Here is a 14,429-nt window from a genome sequence, read left to right on the forward strand (position 1 = left end):
CCCGCCATGGAGGTCACCATCCGCCGGGCGCGGACCACGGACGTGCGGGCAGTACGCAGGCTCATCGACGCCTACTCGCGCGACGGCATTCTGCTCGACAAGCCCACCGTCACTCTGTTCGAATCCGTCCAGGAGTTCTGGGTGGCGGAACGCGACGACACCGGGTCCGTGGTGGCCTGCGGCGCCCTGCACGTGATGTGGGAGGACCTCGCCGAGGTCCGCACGCTCGCGGTCGACCCCTCCTGCCGGGGCCACGGCGTCGGACACCTGCTGCTGGAGAAGCTGCTGCAGACCGCCCGCTGGCTCGGCGTCCGTCGGATTTTCTGCCTGACGTTCGAGGTTCCGTTCTTCGCGAAACACGGTTTCGTCGAGATCGGCGAGCTCCAGGAAACCGACGATGGTACGACAGACCCGGCGGCGATCGCTACGGACGTCTATGAAGAACTTCTCCGCTCGTACGATGAAGGTGTCGCGGAGTTCCTCGACCTGGAGCGCGTGAAGCCCAACACGCTGGGCAACTCGCGCATGCTGCTGCACCTCTGAGCCGCTCCCGGACGGCCAGGGGTTTGTGTTTTCCGCAGAAAGGCGCTTTCCTTTCCTTAGGCAATGGGTCGTTTAGCGGAAAGGGAAGCCCGTGGCACAGAGGGTGCAGGTCATTCTTGAAGACGATCTCGACGGCGGGTCGGCGGACGAAACGGTCACGTTCGCGCTCGACGGCGTTGCCTACGAGATCGACCTGAAGAGCGCCAACGCGGACAAGCTCCGCGGTCTGCTGGCGCCGTACGTCGAGAAGGGTCGCAAGCAGAGCGGCCGGCTGGCCGCCGCCCGCCGCCCGGGCCGCGGTTCGGCCCCGCGGCCGTCCGGCAGCGTCCCGGACACCGCCAAGATCCGCGCGTGGGCCAAGGACCAGGGCATGGACGTCAACGACCGGGGCCGCGTTCCGAGCAACGTGCGCGAGGCCTACGAGAAGGCCAACGCGGCCTGACCCGGGCGGCGCCCGGCCGCCCGGACGGGTGCGGGGTCCCGGAGGCCGCGCGAGGCGTCCACGGCACACGCGCGGGGCGCGGAGGGCAATCCTCCGCGCCCCGCGGCGCACGCCCGGGCAGCGGCCGCTCCGGCGCCGCCCCCGGGGGCGGGCGCGTGGGCCGGCGCGTGTACGGACGCGGGGACGGCTGCCCGATCGGGCAGTACGCCGGGCACCGGTCCCGTCGCCGGTCCGGACCGCGGCGCGGGCGCGGGCGCGGGCGGCGGAACAATCACGGCCTGTGCAACGCTGTAGGGGCGAAAGCGGTAACGCGGACACCACCGGTATGGCGTACCGCCCGTGACTGCCGGGGCTGAAGCGCCGTCACCACCGGGCGACTTCTCGCCAGGCGAACACCGCCACCGCGGAAACTGCGCGAGAACCGCCCCGATACCGGGTATGAATGCAGGTGGACGGGGTCCGCGACCCCGTCCGGGGCAGTACGCGCGACCAGACGGACGCCCGCCGGCTGCGCTGCGGCGGGTGTTGTTCGCCGATGGCGTAGCGGTATCCGGTGCATCCGGCCCGCCTGTGGGAACACCGTCTCCCAACATCAGGTTGGGATTGGTGTCGGCTGGTCGCGCAGCATGTCGCTCCCCTACCAGGGAGTGAATCCGTGGGCCGCGCCGCTGAGCGGGACTAGCATGCGGAAGGACAGGGCGGGGACGGACCCCGAACTGCCCGACCGCTCTGAGGAGCGATAAACGATGTTCGAGAGGTTCACCGACCGCGCGCGGCGGGTTGTCGTCCTGGCTCAGGAAGAAGCCCGGATGCTCAACCACAACTACATCGGCACCGAGCACATCCTCCTGGGTCTGATCCACGAGGGTGAGGGTGTCGCCGCTAAGGCCCTGGAGAGCCTCGGGATTTCTCTTGAGGCCGTTCGCCAGCAGGTCGAGGAGATCATCGGCCAGGGCCAGCAGGCCCCGTCCGGTCACATTCCCTTCACCCCCCGGGCGAAGAAGGTCCTGGAGCTGTCGCTCCGGGAGGCCCTGCAGCTCGGCCACAACTACATCGGCACCGAGCACATCCTGCTCGGCCTGATCCGCGAGGGCGAGGGCGTCGCCGCCCAGGTCCTGGTGAAGCTCGGCGCCGACCTCAACCGGGTGCGGCAGCAGGTCATCCAGCTGCTCTCCGGTTACCAGACCCCCGGCAGCAAGGAGTCGGCCACGGCCGGCGGGCCCGCCGAGGGCACCCCGTCGACCTCGCTGGTCCTGGACCAGTTCGGCCGCAACCTCACCCAGGCCGCCCGCGAGGCCAAGCTCGACCCGGTCATCGGGCGCGAGAAGGAGATCGAGCGGGTCATGCAGGTGCTGTCCCGCCGCACCAAGAACAACCCGGTCCTGATCGGTGAGCCCGGCGTCGGCAAGACCGCCGTGGTCGAGGGCCTGGCCCAGGCGATCGTCAAGGGCGAGGTCCCGGAGACGCTCAAGGACAAGCAGCTCTACACGCTGGACCTCGGCGCCCTGGTCGCCGGCTCCCGCTACCGCGGTGACTTCGAGGAGCGCCTGAAGAAGGTCCTCAAGGAGATCCGCACCCGCGGCGACATCATCCTGTTCATCGACGAGCTGCACACCCTGGTCGGCGCGGGCGCCGCCGAGGGCGCCATCGACGCCGCCTCGATCCTCAAGCCGATGCTGGCGCGGGGCGAGCTGCAGACCATCGGCGCGACCACGCTCGACGAGTACCGCAAGCACCTGGAGAAGGACGCCGCGCTGGAGCGCCGCTTCCAGCCGATCCAGGTCGCCGAGCCGTCGCTGCCGCACACCATCGAGATCCTCAAGGGTCTGCGCGACCGCTACGAGGCCCACCACCGGGTCTCCATCACGGACTCCGCCCTGGTCGCCGCCGCCACCCTGGCCGACCGGTACATCTCGGACCGCTTCCTGCCGGACAAGGCCATCGACCTGATCGACGAGGCCGGCTCCCGGATGCGCATCCGCCGGATGACCGCGCCGCCGGACCTGCGCGAGTTCGACGAGAAGATCGCCGACGTGCGCCGCGAGAAGGAGAGCGCGATCGACGCGCAGGACTTCGAGAAGGCCGCGTCCCTGCGCGACGACGAGAAGCAGCTCCTCCAGGCCAAGGCCAAGCGCGAGAAGGAGTGGAAGGCCGGCGACATGGACGTCGTCGCGGAGGTGGACGAGGAGCTCATCGCCGAGGTCCTGGCCACCGCCACCGGCATCCCGGTCTTCAAGCTGACCGAGGAGGAGTCCTCCCGGCTGCTGCGCATGGAGGACGAGCTGCACAAGCGCGTCATCGGCCAGAAGGACGCCATCAAGGCGCTCTCCCAGGCCATCCGGCGCACCCGTGCGGGCCTCAAGGACCCGAAGCGCCCCGGCGGCTCGTTCATCTTCGCCGGCCCGTCCGGCGTCGGTAAGACCGAGCTGTCCAAGACGCTCGCCGAGTTCCTCTTCGGCGACGAGGACGCGCTGATCTCGCTCGACATGTCCGAGTTCTCGGAGAAGCACACCGTCTCCCGGCTCTTCGGTTCGCCCCCCGGCTACGTGGGCTACGAGGAGGGCGGCCAGCTGACCGAGAAGGTGCGCCGCAAGCCGTTCTCCGTCGTCCTCTTCGACGAGGTCGAGAAGGCCCACCCGGACATCTTCAACTCGCTGCTGCAGATCCTGGAGGACGGTCGCCTGACCGACTCCCAGGGCCGCGTGGTCGACTTCAAGAACACCGTCATCATCATGACGACCAACCTCGGCACCCGGGACATCTCGAAGGGCTTCAACCTGGGCTTCGCGGCCACGGGCGACGCCCAGACCGGGTACGACCGGATGAAGGCCAAGGTCGGCGAGGAGCTCAAGCAGCACTTCCGCCCCGAGTTCCTGAACCGCGTCGACGACATCGTCGTCTTCCACCAGCTGTCCGAAGAGGACATCATCCAGATCGTCGACCTGATGGTCGACAAGGTGGACTCGCGGCTCAAGGACAAGGACATGGGCCTGGAGCTCAGCATCGAGGCCAAGAAGCTGCTGGCCAAGCGGGGCTACGACCCGCTGCTCGGTGCCCGTCCGCTGCGCCGCACCATCCAGCGCGAGATCGAGGACCACCTCTCCGAGAAGATCCTCTTCGGCGAGCTGCGGGCCGGCCACATCGTGGTCGTCGGTGTCGAGGGCGAGGGCAAGGAAGCGAAGTTCACCTTCCGCGGCGAGGAGAAGACCGCGGTCGCGGACACTCCGGCCGCCGTCGCCTCGCCGGGTCCCGACCTGACGAAGTAGCAACATTTAACAGATAACAGCAACGGTTTGGGCCCCCGGCGTTCGCGCCGGGGGCCCAAACCGTTTTCCGTGTCCCTGTCGAACGTGTGATCCGGCCCACGAACGCGCAGGCGGGGGGCCTGACCGGGGGCCGGTGCGGGTGCGATCGATCATGCGGTCATCTTTAATGGCAATGTTGTTGACGGAGCGTCAGCTGATACGAAGTTGCGGAGCATAGCGCTGTGGCCATGTCACGGTCAAGGTCTATCTTTTCCGTCCACGCTTGGATCAAATGACCTCCACCTGTCTTTCATTGGTTTACCGGAAGGCCAAGAGCCGGACCGGTTTGGGGAGGACGTCACAACGTTGAAGATGACCAGGAAAGCCGCTGCGGTCGCCTCGGCCGCGGCGGTAATAGCCGCGCTCGGCGCGGGGCTTCTGCCGAGCACGGCCGTCGCCGCCGGCTCCGCCCCCGTGCCGCAGGACCCGGCCGAGGCCGTCCAGACCAGCACTGATCACAACATCCCGGGCCCGCTGACCGAGAAGGTCGAGGCCGAGCAGAAGGCTGCCACCGAGCAGCTCATCGCCGGCACCGCCAAGGTCGAGCAGCACGGTGGTGGCTCCAGCATCAAGCTGGGCAAGGACAAGTACGTCGAGCTCTCGCGTGAGCGGACGGACAAGATCTTCACCATCCTGGTCGAGTTCAGCGACCAGGTGGACAACACCACCAAGACGCCGGACGGCAAGCTGAAGTACGGCGGCACCCCCGGCCCGCAGCGCAACCAGATCGAGAAGCCGGACGCTGCCACCAACAACTCGACCGCCTGGCAGGCCGACTACAACCAGCAGCACTTCCAGGACCTGTACTTCAGCAAGACCCAGGACTCGCTGAAGACGTACTACGAGAAGCAGTCCTCGGGCCGCTACTCGGTCGACGGCCAGGTCACCGACTGGGTCAAGGTGCCGTGGAACGAGGCCCGCTACGGGTCCGACTACTGCGGCCAGCACGTCTGCGCCAACGCGCAGGACCTGATCCGCGACGGCATCACCTCCTGGGTCGCCGACCAGAAGGCCAAGGGCCAGACGGACGCTCAGATCCAGGCGACCATCGCGCAGTACGACCAGTGGGACCGGTACGACTTCGACCACGACGGCAACTTCAACGAGCCCGACGGTTACATCGACCACTTCCAGATCGTGCACGCCGGTGAGGACCAGTCGGCGGGCGGCGGCAAGCAGGGCACCGACGCGCTCTGGGCCCACCGCTCGTACGTCTACGGCACCCAGGCGGGCTCGACCGGCCCGAGCAACAACAAGCTCGGCGGTACCCCGGTCGGCGGCACCGGCATCTGGATCGGCGACTACACCATGCAGCCGGAGAACGGCGGCCTCGGTGTCTTCGCCCACGAGTACGGCCACGACCTCGGTCTGCCGGACCTCTACGACACCTCCGGCAGCGGGATCGACAACTCGGTCGGCTTCTGGTCGCTGATGTCCTCCGGCTCCTGGCTGGGCGAGGGCAAGAACTCGATCGGCGACATGCCGAACGACCTCGACGCCTGGAGCAAGCTCCAGCTCGGCTGGCTGAAGGTCGAGAAGGCCAAGGCCGGCGTCGAGTCGACCCACCACATCGGCCCGGCGGAGTACAACACCAAGCTGCCGCAGGCCCTGGTCGTCGACCTGCCGAAGAAGGCCGTCACCACCGAGATCAACACCCCGTTCGCGGGTGCCAACGAGTGGTGGAGCGGCAGCGCGGACGACCTCAACGTCTCGCTGACCCGTGACGTCGACCTGACCGGCAAGACCTCGGCCGCGCTGACGGCCAAGGCCTGGTACGACATCGAGCAGGACTTCGACTACGGCTACGCCGAGGTCTCCACCGACGGCGGGGCCAACTGGACCGCCCTGGACGGCACCTTCAACGGTGTCGCCATCCCGAAGAACGCCGCGGAGAAGGCCGGTCTGTCCGGCTCCTCGGGCAACAAGTGGGGCGACCTGTCCTTCCCGCTGGACGCCTACGCCGGCAAGGCCGTCAAGGTCCGCTTCCACTACACCACCGACGGCGGTCTGCACCTCAAGGGCCTGGCCCTGGACGAGATCGCCATCACCGCCAACGGCACCCCGGTCTTCACCGACGGCGCCGAGAACGGTGACAACGGCTGGACCGCCAACGGCTTCTCGCGGATCACCGGCAAGTTCACCAACGAGTACGCCCAGTACTACATCGCCGAGAACCGCCAGTACGTCTCGTACGACCGGACCCTCAAGACCGGCCCGTACAACTTCGGCTTCTCGAACACCAAGCCCGGCTGGGTGGAGCACTACCCCTACCAGCCCGGTCTGCTGATCTGGCTGTGGGACACCTCGCAGTCGGACAACAACGTGACCAACCACCCGGGTTCGGGCCTGGTCCTCCCGATCGACTCGCACCCGACCCCGCTCAAGTGGTCGGACGGCACCCTGCAGCGCCCGCGCGTCCAGGGCTACGACTCGACCTTCGGCTCGCGCCGCGTGGACGGTCTGACCCTCCACAAGGCCGGCGTCGAGACGGTCTACCCGAAGGCCAAGGGCGTCGACGAGTTCAGCGACCTGAAGTCGTACTGGTCGAAGGACAACCCGTACAGCAGCGTCATCGTCCCGAAGACGGGTACCAGCATCGAGGTCGAGAACGAGTCCTCGAACTACCTGGAGACCTGGATCCGGGTCCGCCCGGTCGACAACTGATCCACCGAGCAGTGGTGATCAGCCTCTGACCAGGCACCGTTGAACCACCCGTCCGGCCCGTCCCCGCACTCGCGGGGGCGGGCCGGACTCTTTGGCTTACGCCCTATTTGTCCGATTTCAAACCCGGCCCCCGGGTGGTGCTGCTCACAGCCCTCCCCGCCGGTACGAGTGGGGGTAGTAGGACGGCCGGACGAACGGCCGGGGACGCGGGGCCATGAACCGACCATCCGATCTCATGATCGTTACTCCGTCGGTTTGAATCTCCGGCGCGACACTGACTACACGCCGTAGTACGTCACACCGTTTGGGACTCCGCTCGGTGACGGTTACACCTGAGTGGTCCCCTGCTCAGCCCGCCCGAACGGGCTCAGCGTGCTGCCCCCGTACGTCCGTGAGGTTGAGCTCCGATGCCCCCTGTCCCGCCCCTGGGGCCGGCCCTTCGCCGGCTCGCCGCCGCCTCCCCGCTGCGGATCGACCGGAACCGCGCCACCGTCGCCCCGCTGCTGCGGACCGACCCGCACCGTGCGACCACCGCCGCCGCGGCCAGCGCGGTCATACTGGCCGGCGCCCTGCTGGTCGCCAACCCGGGCAGCGCCTCGGCGCAGACGGTCACCCCCACCACCCCCGGCAGCTCGGCGTTCACCGTCCCGCAGGGTGCGGCGCCGACCCCGTCCCCGGTCCAGGTGGCCGGACCGAGCCGGTACACGCTGCCGCACGACCACGACTCGGCCCAGGAGTTCGTGGCCGTCGCGGTCAACCTGCAGGCCCCCGAGCAGCCCGCCGCGGCCACCTCCGCGGACCAGGCGCCCCCGGCCGACCAGGCCCCCGCCGCCGAGCCCGCCCCGGCTCCGGCCCCCGAGCCCGAGCCGGCCCCCGCCCCGGCCCCCGCTCCCGCTCCCGCTCCCGAGTGGTCCGCTCCCGTCCCGGGCGCGCCGACCAGCAACCCGTACGGCATCCGGAACCCGGAGTACGCGGCCGGGTACCACACCGGGGTCGACTTCGCGGTCGCCACGGGCACCCCGCTGCTGGCGGTCGGCAAGGCCACCGTGGTGTCGGCAGGCTGGGACGGCGCGTACGGCAAGGAGGTCGTGCTGCGGCTCGCGGACGGCCGGTACGCCCAGTACGCGCACATGTCGGCGGTCTCGGTCTCGCGGGGCGACCGCGTCTCGGCCGGGGAACAGATCGGCCGCTCCGGGAACACCGGCAACTCGACCGGGCCGCACCTGCACTTCGAGATCCGGTCCAGCAACCGCTACGGCGCGGTGGTCAACCCGATCGCCTACCTCGCCGGGCACGGGGTCACCGGCTTCTGAGCGCACTCCGACCGCCCGCCCCGCCGACGGCACACCGTCGGCGGGGCGGGCGGTCGCTCAGTCCCGGTGCGCCGAGCTGCCGATCGTCCGGCCGATCTCCAGCGCGACGTGCTGCGCGGCCGCCATCGCCTCCTCCGGCGTGGCCTCCCCCACGGCGATCTCGCCGACGGCCCCGCAGGCCTCCGCCCGCCCGTCCTGGTGGAGCAGGAAGAACGCCGAATTGATCGTGAACAGGGTCATGGCCCCGCGCAGCCGGTCCTCGAACCCCGCCCCCGGGCCGTGCACCAGCCGGATCAGCGCCATCATCCGCTCCCGGAACTCCCGCCCGGCCGACAGGTCGCGCAGCGCGGGCTGGTTCTCCTGGAAGAAGCGGAGCAGCGGCGCCCGCTCGGACATCCCGGCCGCGAACCGGCGGATCAGCTCGTCCCGCACCTCCGGCGACCACTCCTGCTCCCGGCCCCAGGCGATCAGCTCGTCGATCGGCGCGGCCGTGGTCGCCACGATGCCGTGGACGATGTCCTCCTTGGTCTTGAAGTGGTAGTAGAGGGCGGCCTTGGTGACGCCGAGCCGGTCGGCGATCTCCCGCAGTGAGGTCCGCTCGTAGCCGTGCTCGGAGAAGAGCTCCAGGGCGACCGCGACGATGCGCGCCCGGGTGTCGCTACGGGGGCTGTGCGTCGTGCCCATGGCCTGCCTCTGACTGCGTCGTGATCCGGTGCTGACGGCCTGCGGCCGCCGCGGCGTCGCCGACGGGGCGCCGCGCACGGCACTCCGGTGCGGGCTCATTCTCCCTGTCCGGGGAACCCCTCGAAAAACTGGCTTGACGACCGGCTAGTACACAACCTACCGTGCCGACGATCCGTAAACTAGCCGGGCGTCAAGTAAGTGGACGCCGAAGAGCCGGGCCGGTCGTCCTCCGACACGCCGGGCTCCCCAGCAACGCCCAGCCCACCCAGTCCGGGAGACCGCACCCCCATGTCACACCCCAAGGCCGCCAGCCCGGCACCGGAACAGAAACCGGCCGAGGACGAACAGCCCCGCTCCCCCCGCGAGATCCGCCTGGTCATGATCGGCCTCGTGGTCACCATGCTGCTCGCGATGCTCGACGGCCTGATCGTCGGCACCGCGATGCCGACCATCGTCGGCGAGCTCGGTGGCGCCGAGCACCTCTCCTGGGTGGTCACCTCGTACACCCTCGCCACCGCCGCCTCCACCCCCATCTGGGGCAAGCTCGGCGACCTCTACGGCCGCAAGGGCACCTTCCTCACCTCGATCGTGATCTTCCTGGCGGGCTCGGCCCTCTCCGGCCTCGCCCAGGACATGACCGAGCTGATCGGCTTCCGCGCCCTCCAGGGCCTCGGCGCCGGCGGCCTGATGGTCGGCGTGATGTCGATCATGGGCGCGCTCGTCCCGCCCCGCGACCGGGGCAAGTACCAGGGCATGTTCGCCGCGGTGATGGCACTGGCCACCATCGGCGGCCCGCTGGTCGGCGGCTTCATCACCGACCACCTGAACTGGCGCTGGACCTTCTACATCAACCTGCCGCTCGGCGCCGTCGCGCTCGCCGTCGTCGTCGTCACCCTGAAGCTGCCGAAGGTCCGCAGCAAGGCGAGGATCGACTACCTCGGCGCCGTGCTGCTCACCACCGGCATCACCGCGCTGACCCTGATCACCACCTGGGGCGGCCAGGAGTACGCCTGGGGCTCGAAGCAGATCCTCGGCCTGGCCGCGCTCGCCGCCGCCACGCTGATCGGCTTCTGCTACGCCGAGCAGCGGGTCGAGGAGCCGATGCTGCCGCTCTCGCTGTTCAGGAACCTGAACTTCACGCTGGTCTCGGTGATCGGCTTCGTGGTCGGCTTCGTGATGTTCGGCGCGACCGTCTTCCTGCCGCTCTACCAGCAGACCGTCCAGGGCGCCTCGGCCACCAACTCCGGCCTGCTGCTGATGCCGATGATGTTCGGCATGCTGGTGGTCTCCCTGGTCGTCGGCCAGGCGGTCACCAAGACCGGCAAGTACCGAATCTACCCGATCATCGGCACGATCGTGATGACCGTCGGCATGGTGCTGCTCTCCACCCTCTCCACCGACACCTCGGGCCTCGCCTCCGCCTGCTGGATGGTGGTGCTCGGTGCCGGTATGGGCTTCCTGATGCAGATCACCATGCTGGTCGCGCAGAACAGCGTCGAGCTCAAGGACATGGGTGTGGCCAGCTCCACCGCCACGCTGTTCCGGACCATCGGCGGCTCGTTCGGCGTCGCGCTGTTCGGCGCGCTGTTCAACAGCCGGGTCACCGAGACCATGGCGGAGCGGCTCGGCTCGGCGGCCGGAGCCGGCGGCGGCAAGGGCGACCCGTCGCAGCTGAGCCCGGCCGCGCTCCGGGCGCTGCCGGAGCCGGTCCAGGACGCCTACCACCACGCGGTGGCCAACGGCATGCACACCGTCTTCCTGTGGGGCGCGGGCGTCGCGGTGATCGCGGTCGCCGCCTCGCTCTTCATGCGCGAGGTCCCGCTGCGCGGGGCCGGCGGACCGGCGGACGGGGCGGGTGCCGGGAAGGGCACCGCGCCCGACGTCGAGGCCGTCGCGATCTGACCCACGGTCGCCGGAGGCCCCCCGCTCGGCGGAGCGGGGGGCCTCCGGCCTGTCCGGGCCGGTGCACGCCGCCGACCCACCGACCCGGCGGGGTCGGCGGGGTCGGCGGGGTCGGCGGGGTCGGCGGGGTCGGCGGGGTCGGCGGGGTCGGCGGGGTCGGCGGGGTCGGCGTCGCCCGAGGGTGGTCGAGGGTGCCCGGAGCTACCGGGGCAGCCGGTAGACGCCCTGCTCGACCGGCTCGACCAGGCCGTCGGCGACCAGGCCGTCCAGCGCGCGGGCCCGCTGCACCGCGTCCGGCCAGACGGCGTCCAGCCGGGCCTGCGGCACCGTGTCGTGGGCGTCCCGCAGCACCGCGAGCAGCTTGCCCCGCACCTGCCGGTCGGTCCCCTCGTACGTCTGGCCGCGCCGGGCCGGGCCCTCGTACGGCGGGCGGCCGGCCCGCTGCCAGGCGCAGGCGGTGAACAGCGGGCAGTCGCCGCACTCCGGACTGCGGGCGGTGCAGACCAGTGCGCCCAGCTCCATCACGCCGACCGCCCAGGTCGCGGCCGTGCCGGCGGCGTCGGGCAGCAGCGCGGTCGCGGTCCGCCGTTCGGCCGCCGTGGTGGCCTGCGCGGGGTACTCCACGCCGGTGACCGCGCGGGCGAACACCCGGCGGACGTTGGTGTCCAGCACCACGTGCCGCTGCCGGAAGGCGAACGAGGCCACCGCCGCCGCCGTGTACTCGCCGACGCCGGGCAGCGAGAGCAGGGTCGCGTGGTCGTCCGGGACCTCGCCGCCGTGCTCGGCGGTGATCGCCACCGCCGCCGCGTGCAGGCGCAGTGCACGGCGCGGGTACCCGAGCCGGCCCCAGAGCCGGACGGCCTCGCCGGGTGCCTCGGCGGCCAGGTCCGCCGGGGTGGGCCAGCGCTCCAGCCACGTCTCCCAGACCGGCAGCACGCGCTTCACCGGGGTCTGCTGGAGCATGAACTCGCTGACCATCACCGCCCAGGGCGAGGCGTCCGGGGTCCGCCAGGGGAGGTCGCGGGCGTTGGCCGCGTACCAGTCCAGGACGGTCGCGTGCAGTACGGGCAGCGGCAGTCCGAGCTTCGGTGCTCCGGCGACGGCCGGGCCCGCGGGCGCGGGGACGGGTGCGGGGACGGCGGGGGTGACGGTGTTGGCAGCCATGGCCCTTCGATCCTCCCATGCCCGGGACGACAGCCGAAGCGGATCACGGGATTCCGGTTCGGCTCGCAAAACCCCCCATTCAGCCTCCCCCGAACGGCGCAAATGGCGGATCATGTGAAGGAAGGGGTGACTGTGCGGTGTTGGTGCGTCAGGGGGCACACACTGTCTCGTAGAGTTTGGGCGTGCCCTCTCTGCGTCAACCCGTAGGACCGCTGCCGGCTTCGATCTACTGGCGCCGGCGCATCGTCGTGCTCGTCGCCGCCGTCGCGGTCGCCGCCCTCGTCATCTGGCTGATGAGCGATCAGGGCGGTGGTGACGGCGGCCGGACGGACAAGGCCGCGCAAGCCGCGCCGACCCAGTCCCAGAGCCCCGCCCAGGCGATCACGCCGGGCGCCTCGCCGAGCGGCCCCGCGAACAACTCGCGCCCCGGCGGCGGAAGCGGTGGCACCGCCACCGGCGGCAGTGCCGTGGGCGGCGGGGGCGGCGGCGACGTGAGCCTCAGCACCGGCGGCACCAACGGCGGCGCCACCAACCCGGCCCCCGCCACCGGCGGTACGGCCGCGGGCGGCGCGGCGGGCGGCGCCGCGACCGGTGGAAGCGGCGGCACCGGTGGAGCCGGCGGCGGCGGAGCGGCGGGCGGCACCGGCGGCGGCAACGGCGGCACCCCCGTGGTGAACACCCCCGAGGTGATGGCCCTGCCGGTCTGCGCCACCTCGCAGGTGACGCTCGGCCTGGCCAGTGCCCAGAACGCCTACCAGCCCAAGGACAAGCCGCGGCTGACGCTCACCATCAACAACTCCTCGGGCACCAACTGCCGGATCGACGTCGGCCGGACGGCCTCGGCGATCATCGTCACCGCCAGCAACGGCGAGCGCATCTGGTCCTCCGGCGACTGCCCCACCGACCGCGCCGACAACTGGGTGCAGCTCCCGGTCGGCAGCGGCCTGACCGAGACCTTCACCTGGGACCGCGGCCGCAGCAAGCCCCAGTGCGCCACCCCCGACCCGGCGACCGCGCCGGCCGGCACCTACCTGGTGGTCGCCGAGCTCACCGGTCTCTCCGGCGGCCAGGCCTCGGCCCGCTCCTCGATCCGCCTGGAGAACTGACCGGCGCCCACCCGTACCGAACGACGGAGCCCCGGCCGCGCCTGCGGCCGGGGCTCCGTCGTGACCGGACCGGTCAGACGTAGCGCTCCAGGATGGACGACTCGGCGAGCCGGGACAGGCCCTCGCGGACCGAACGGGCCCTGGTCTCGCCGACGCCCTCGACCGTCTGCAGGTCGTCGATGCTGGCGGCCAGCAGCTTCTGCAGCCCGCCGAAGTGCTCCACCAGCCGCTCTATCACCGTGTTGGGCAGCCGCGGGATCTTGGCCAGCAGCCGGTAGCCGCGCGGCGAGACCGCCGAGTCCAGCGACTCCGGCGTGCCCGAGTAGCCGAGCGCCTTGGCGACCGTCTGCAGGTCCAGCAGCTCGGCGTGGGTCAGCGCCTCCAGATCGGCCAGCACCTCGGTGACCGTCCGGCCCTTCTTGGCGGCCCGCTCCGGGAAGTAGTCCCGGGCGACCAGCTCGCGCTCCGGCTCCACGCCCGCGATCAGCTCGTCCAGCTGGAGCGAGAGGAGGCGGCCGTCGATGCCGAGCTCCAGCACGTAGCCCGCGATCTCGGTGGCGATCAGCCGGACCATCTCCAGCCGCTGGGCGACGGCGGTGACGTCCCGGACCGTCACCAGGTCCTCGATCTCCAGCGCGGAGAGCGTGCCGGCCACCTCGTCCAGGCGCAGCTTGTACCGCTCCAGGGTGGCCAGCGCCTGGTTGGCGCGGGAGAGGACGGTGGTCGAGTCCTCCAGCACCCGGCGGGTGCCGTTGACGTACATGGCGATCAGCCGCATCGAGTGCGAGACCGCGACCACCGGGAACCCGGTCTGCCGGTTGACCCGCTCCGCGGTGCGGTGCCTGGTCCCGGTCTCGTCGGTCGGGATGGTGGAGTCCGGCATCAGGTGCACGCCGGCCCGGACGATCTTGGTGATGTCCTTGTCCAACACCACCGCGCCGTCGAGCTTGCACAGCTCGCGCAGCCGGGTCGCGGTGAACTCGACGTCCAGCACGAAGCCGCCGGTACAGATCGGCTCGACGGTCTTGTCGAAGCCGAGCACGATCAGGCCGCCGGTGTTGGCCCGCAGCACCCGTTCCAGGCCGTCGCGCAGCGCGGTGCCGGGGGCGATGGCGGTGAGGGAGGCCCGCAGCAGGGCCTCCTCGCGGGAGGACTTGTCCGCCCGGTCGCTGGCTGCCACGTGACTCCTCCGGTCGCCCCGTACCGCGCGCCTCGCGCGGTGCGCCGGCCCTGCGGTCTGTTGCTCTGTCGCTTGGTACTGCCTTGTCACCTATGAGACAGGGGAAAGTCTAACTGCGTGCGGCAA

Annotated in this window: 10 protein-coding genes; 7 read left to right on the forward strand and 3 right to left on the reverse strand. The window is 70.7% G+C overall.

Annotated elements, in window-relative coordinates; all coding sequences use genetic code 11:
• The first annotated feature begins 6 nt into the window (after positions 1–6).
• The 5 genes from OG550_RS16435 (at position 7) to OG550_RS16455 (ending at position 8,267) form a co-directional block, all read left to right on the forward strand.
• Positions 7–543 (forward strand): amino-acid N-acetyltransferase, encoded by a 537-nt coding sequence (locus OG550_RS16435; RefSeq protein ID WP_327678231.1) that lies wholly within the window; start codon positions 7–9, stop codon positions 541–543.
• 91 nt (positions 544–634) lie between these two features.
• Positions 635–985 carry a histone-like nucleoid-structuring protein Lsr2 gene (locus OG550_RS16440; RefSeq protein WP_327678234.1) on the forward strand — a complete coding sequence of 117 codons (351 nt, stop codon included), beginning with the start codon at positions 635–637 and terminating at the stop codon, positions 983–985.
• Positions 986–1,731: 746 nt separating this feature from the next.
• Positions 1,732–4,251 (forward strand): ATP-dependent Clp protease ATP-binding subunit, encoded by a 2,520-nt coding sequence (locus OG550_RS16445; protein ID WP_327678236.1) that lies wholly within the window; start codon positions 1,732–1,734, stop codon positions 4,249–4,251.
• 351 nt (positions 4,252–4,602) lie between these two features.
• Entirely contained in the window at positions 4,603–6,954 is a 2,352-nt protein-coding gene (locus tag OG550_RS16450; RefSeq protein WP_327678237.1) for an immune inhibitor A domain-containing protein, read from the forward strand.
• A gap of 407 nt (positions 6,955–7,361) precedes the next feature.
• Positions 7,362–8,267 carry a M23 family metallopeptidase gene (locus OG550_RS16455; RefSeq protein ID WP_327678239.1) on the forward strand — a complete coding sequence of 302 codons (906 nt, stop codon included), beginning with the start codon at positions 7,362–7,364 and terminating at the stop codon, positions 8,265–8,267.
• A gap of 57 nt (positions 8,268–8,324) precedes the next feature.
• Here OG550_RS16455 and OG550_RS16460 read toward each other — a convergent pair whose 3' ends face one another.
• Positions 8,325–8,951: a TetR/AcrR family transcriptional regulator gene (locus tag OG550_RS16460; protein ID WP_327678241.1), complete on the reverse strand. Its 627-nt coding sequence runs from the start codon at positions 8,949–8,951 to the stop codon at positions 8,325–8,327.
• A 288-nt stretch (positions 8,952–9,239) separates the two neighbouring features.
• On the opposite strand from OG550_RS16460, the gene OG550_RS16465 reads away from it, so the two are divergent.
• A complete protein-coding gene (locus tag OG550_RS16465) occupies positions 9,240–10,853 on the forward strand; it encodes an MDR family MFS transporter (protein ID WP_327678243.1) in 1,614 nt (537 codons plus the stop codon).
• Positions 10,854–11,054: 201 nt separating this feature from the next.
• On the opposite strand, the gene OG550_RS16470 is transcribed toward OG550_RS16465, so the two are convergent.
• Positions 11,055–12,017, reverse strand: coding sequence for an A/G-specific adenine glycosylase (locus OG550_RS16470; RefSeq protein WP_327678245.1), 963 nt, complete (start codon positions 12,015–12,017; stop codon positions 11,055–11,057).
• Positions 12,018–12,199: 182 nt separating this feature from the next.
• On the opposite strand from OG550_RS16470, the gene OG550_RS16475 reads away from it, so the two are divergent.
• The gene (locus tag OG550_RS16475; protein ID WP_327678247.1) at positions 12,200–13,123 is read left to right on the forward strand and encodes a hypothetical protein; all 924 of its coding nucleotides are present in this window, start codon (positions 12,200–12,202) and stop codon (positions 13,121–13,123) included.
• Between the two features lie 73 nt (positions 13,124–13,196).
• On the opposite strand, the gene disA is transcribed toward OG550_RS16475, so the two are convergent.
• The gene (gene disA, locus OG550_RS16480; RefSeq protein WP_051769323.1) at positions 13,197–14,303 is read right to left on the reverse strand and encodes a DNA integrity scanning diadenylate cyclase DisA; all 1,107 of its coding nucleotides are present in this window, start codon (positions 14,301–14,303) and stop codon (positions 13,197–13,199) included.
• Positions 14,304–14,429 lie beyond the last annotated feature (126 nt).

Origin of the sequence: Kitasatospora sp. NBC_00458 (assembly GCF_036013975.1) — a bacterium.
Lineage (GTDB): Bacteria > Actinomycetota > Actinomycetes > Streptomycetales > Streptomycetaceae > Kitasatospora.

Bases quoted from the DNA above. Each gene is read 5' to 3' on its own strand.
- OG550_RS16435 (WP_327678231.1), top strand. From the start codon at position 7: ATGGAGGTCACCATCCGCCGGGCGCGGACCACGGACGTGCGGGCAGTA.
- OG550_RS16445 (WP_327678236.1), top strand. From the start codon at position 1,732: ATGTTCGAGAGGTTCACCGACCGCGCGCGGCGGGTTGTCGTCCTGGCT.
- OG550_RS16450 (WP_327678237.1), top strand. From the start codon at position 4,603: ATGACCAGGAAAGCCGCTGCGGTCGCCTCGGCCGCGGCGGTAATAGCC.
- OG550_RS16455 (WP_327678239.1), top strand. From the start codon at position 7,362: ATGCCCCCTGTCCCGCCCCTGGGGCCGGCCCTTCGCCGGCTCGCCGCC.
- OG550_RS16460 (WP_327678241.1), bottom strand. From the start codon at position 8,951: ATGGGCACGACGCACAGCCCCCGTAGCGACACCCGGGCGCGCATCGTC.
- OG550_RS16465 (WP_327678243.1), top strand. From the start codon at position 9,240: ATGTCACACCCCAAGGCCGCCAGCCCGGCACCGGAACAGAAACCGGCC.
- OG550_RS16470 (WP_327678245.1), bottom strand. From the start codon at position 12,017: ATGGCTGCCAACACCGTCACCCCCGCCGTCCCCGCACCCGTCCCCGCG.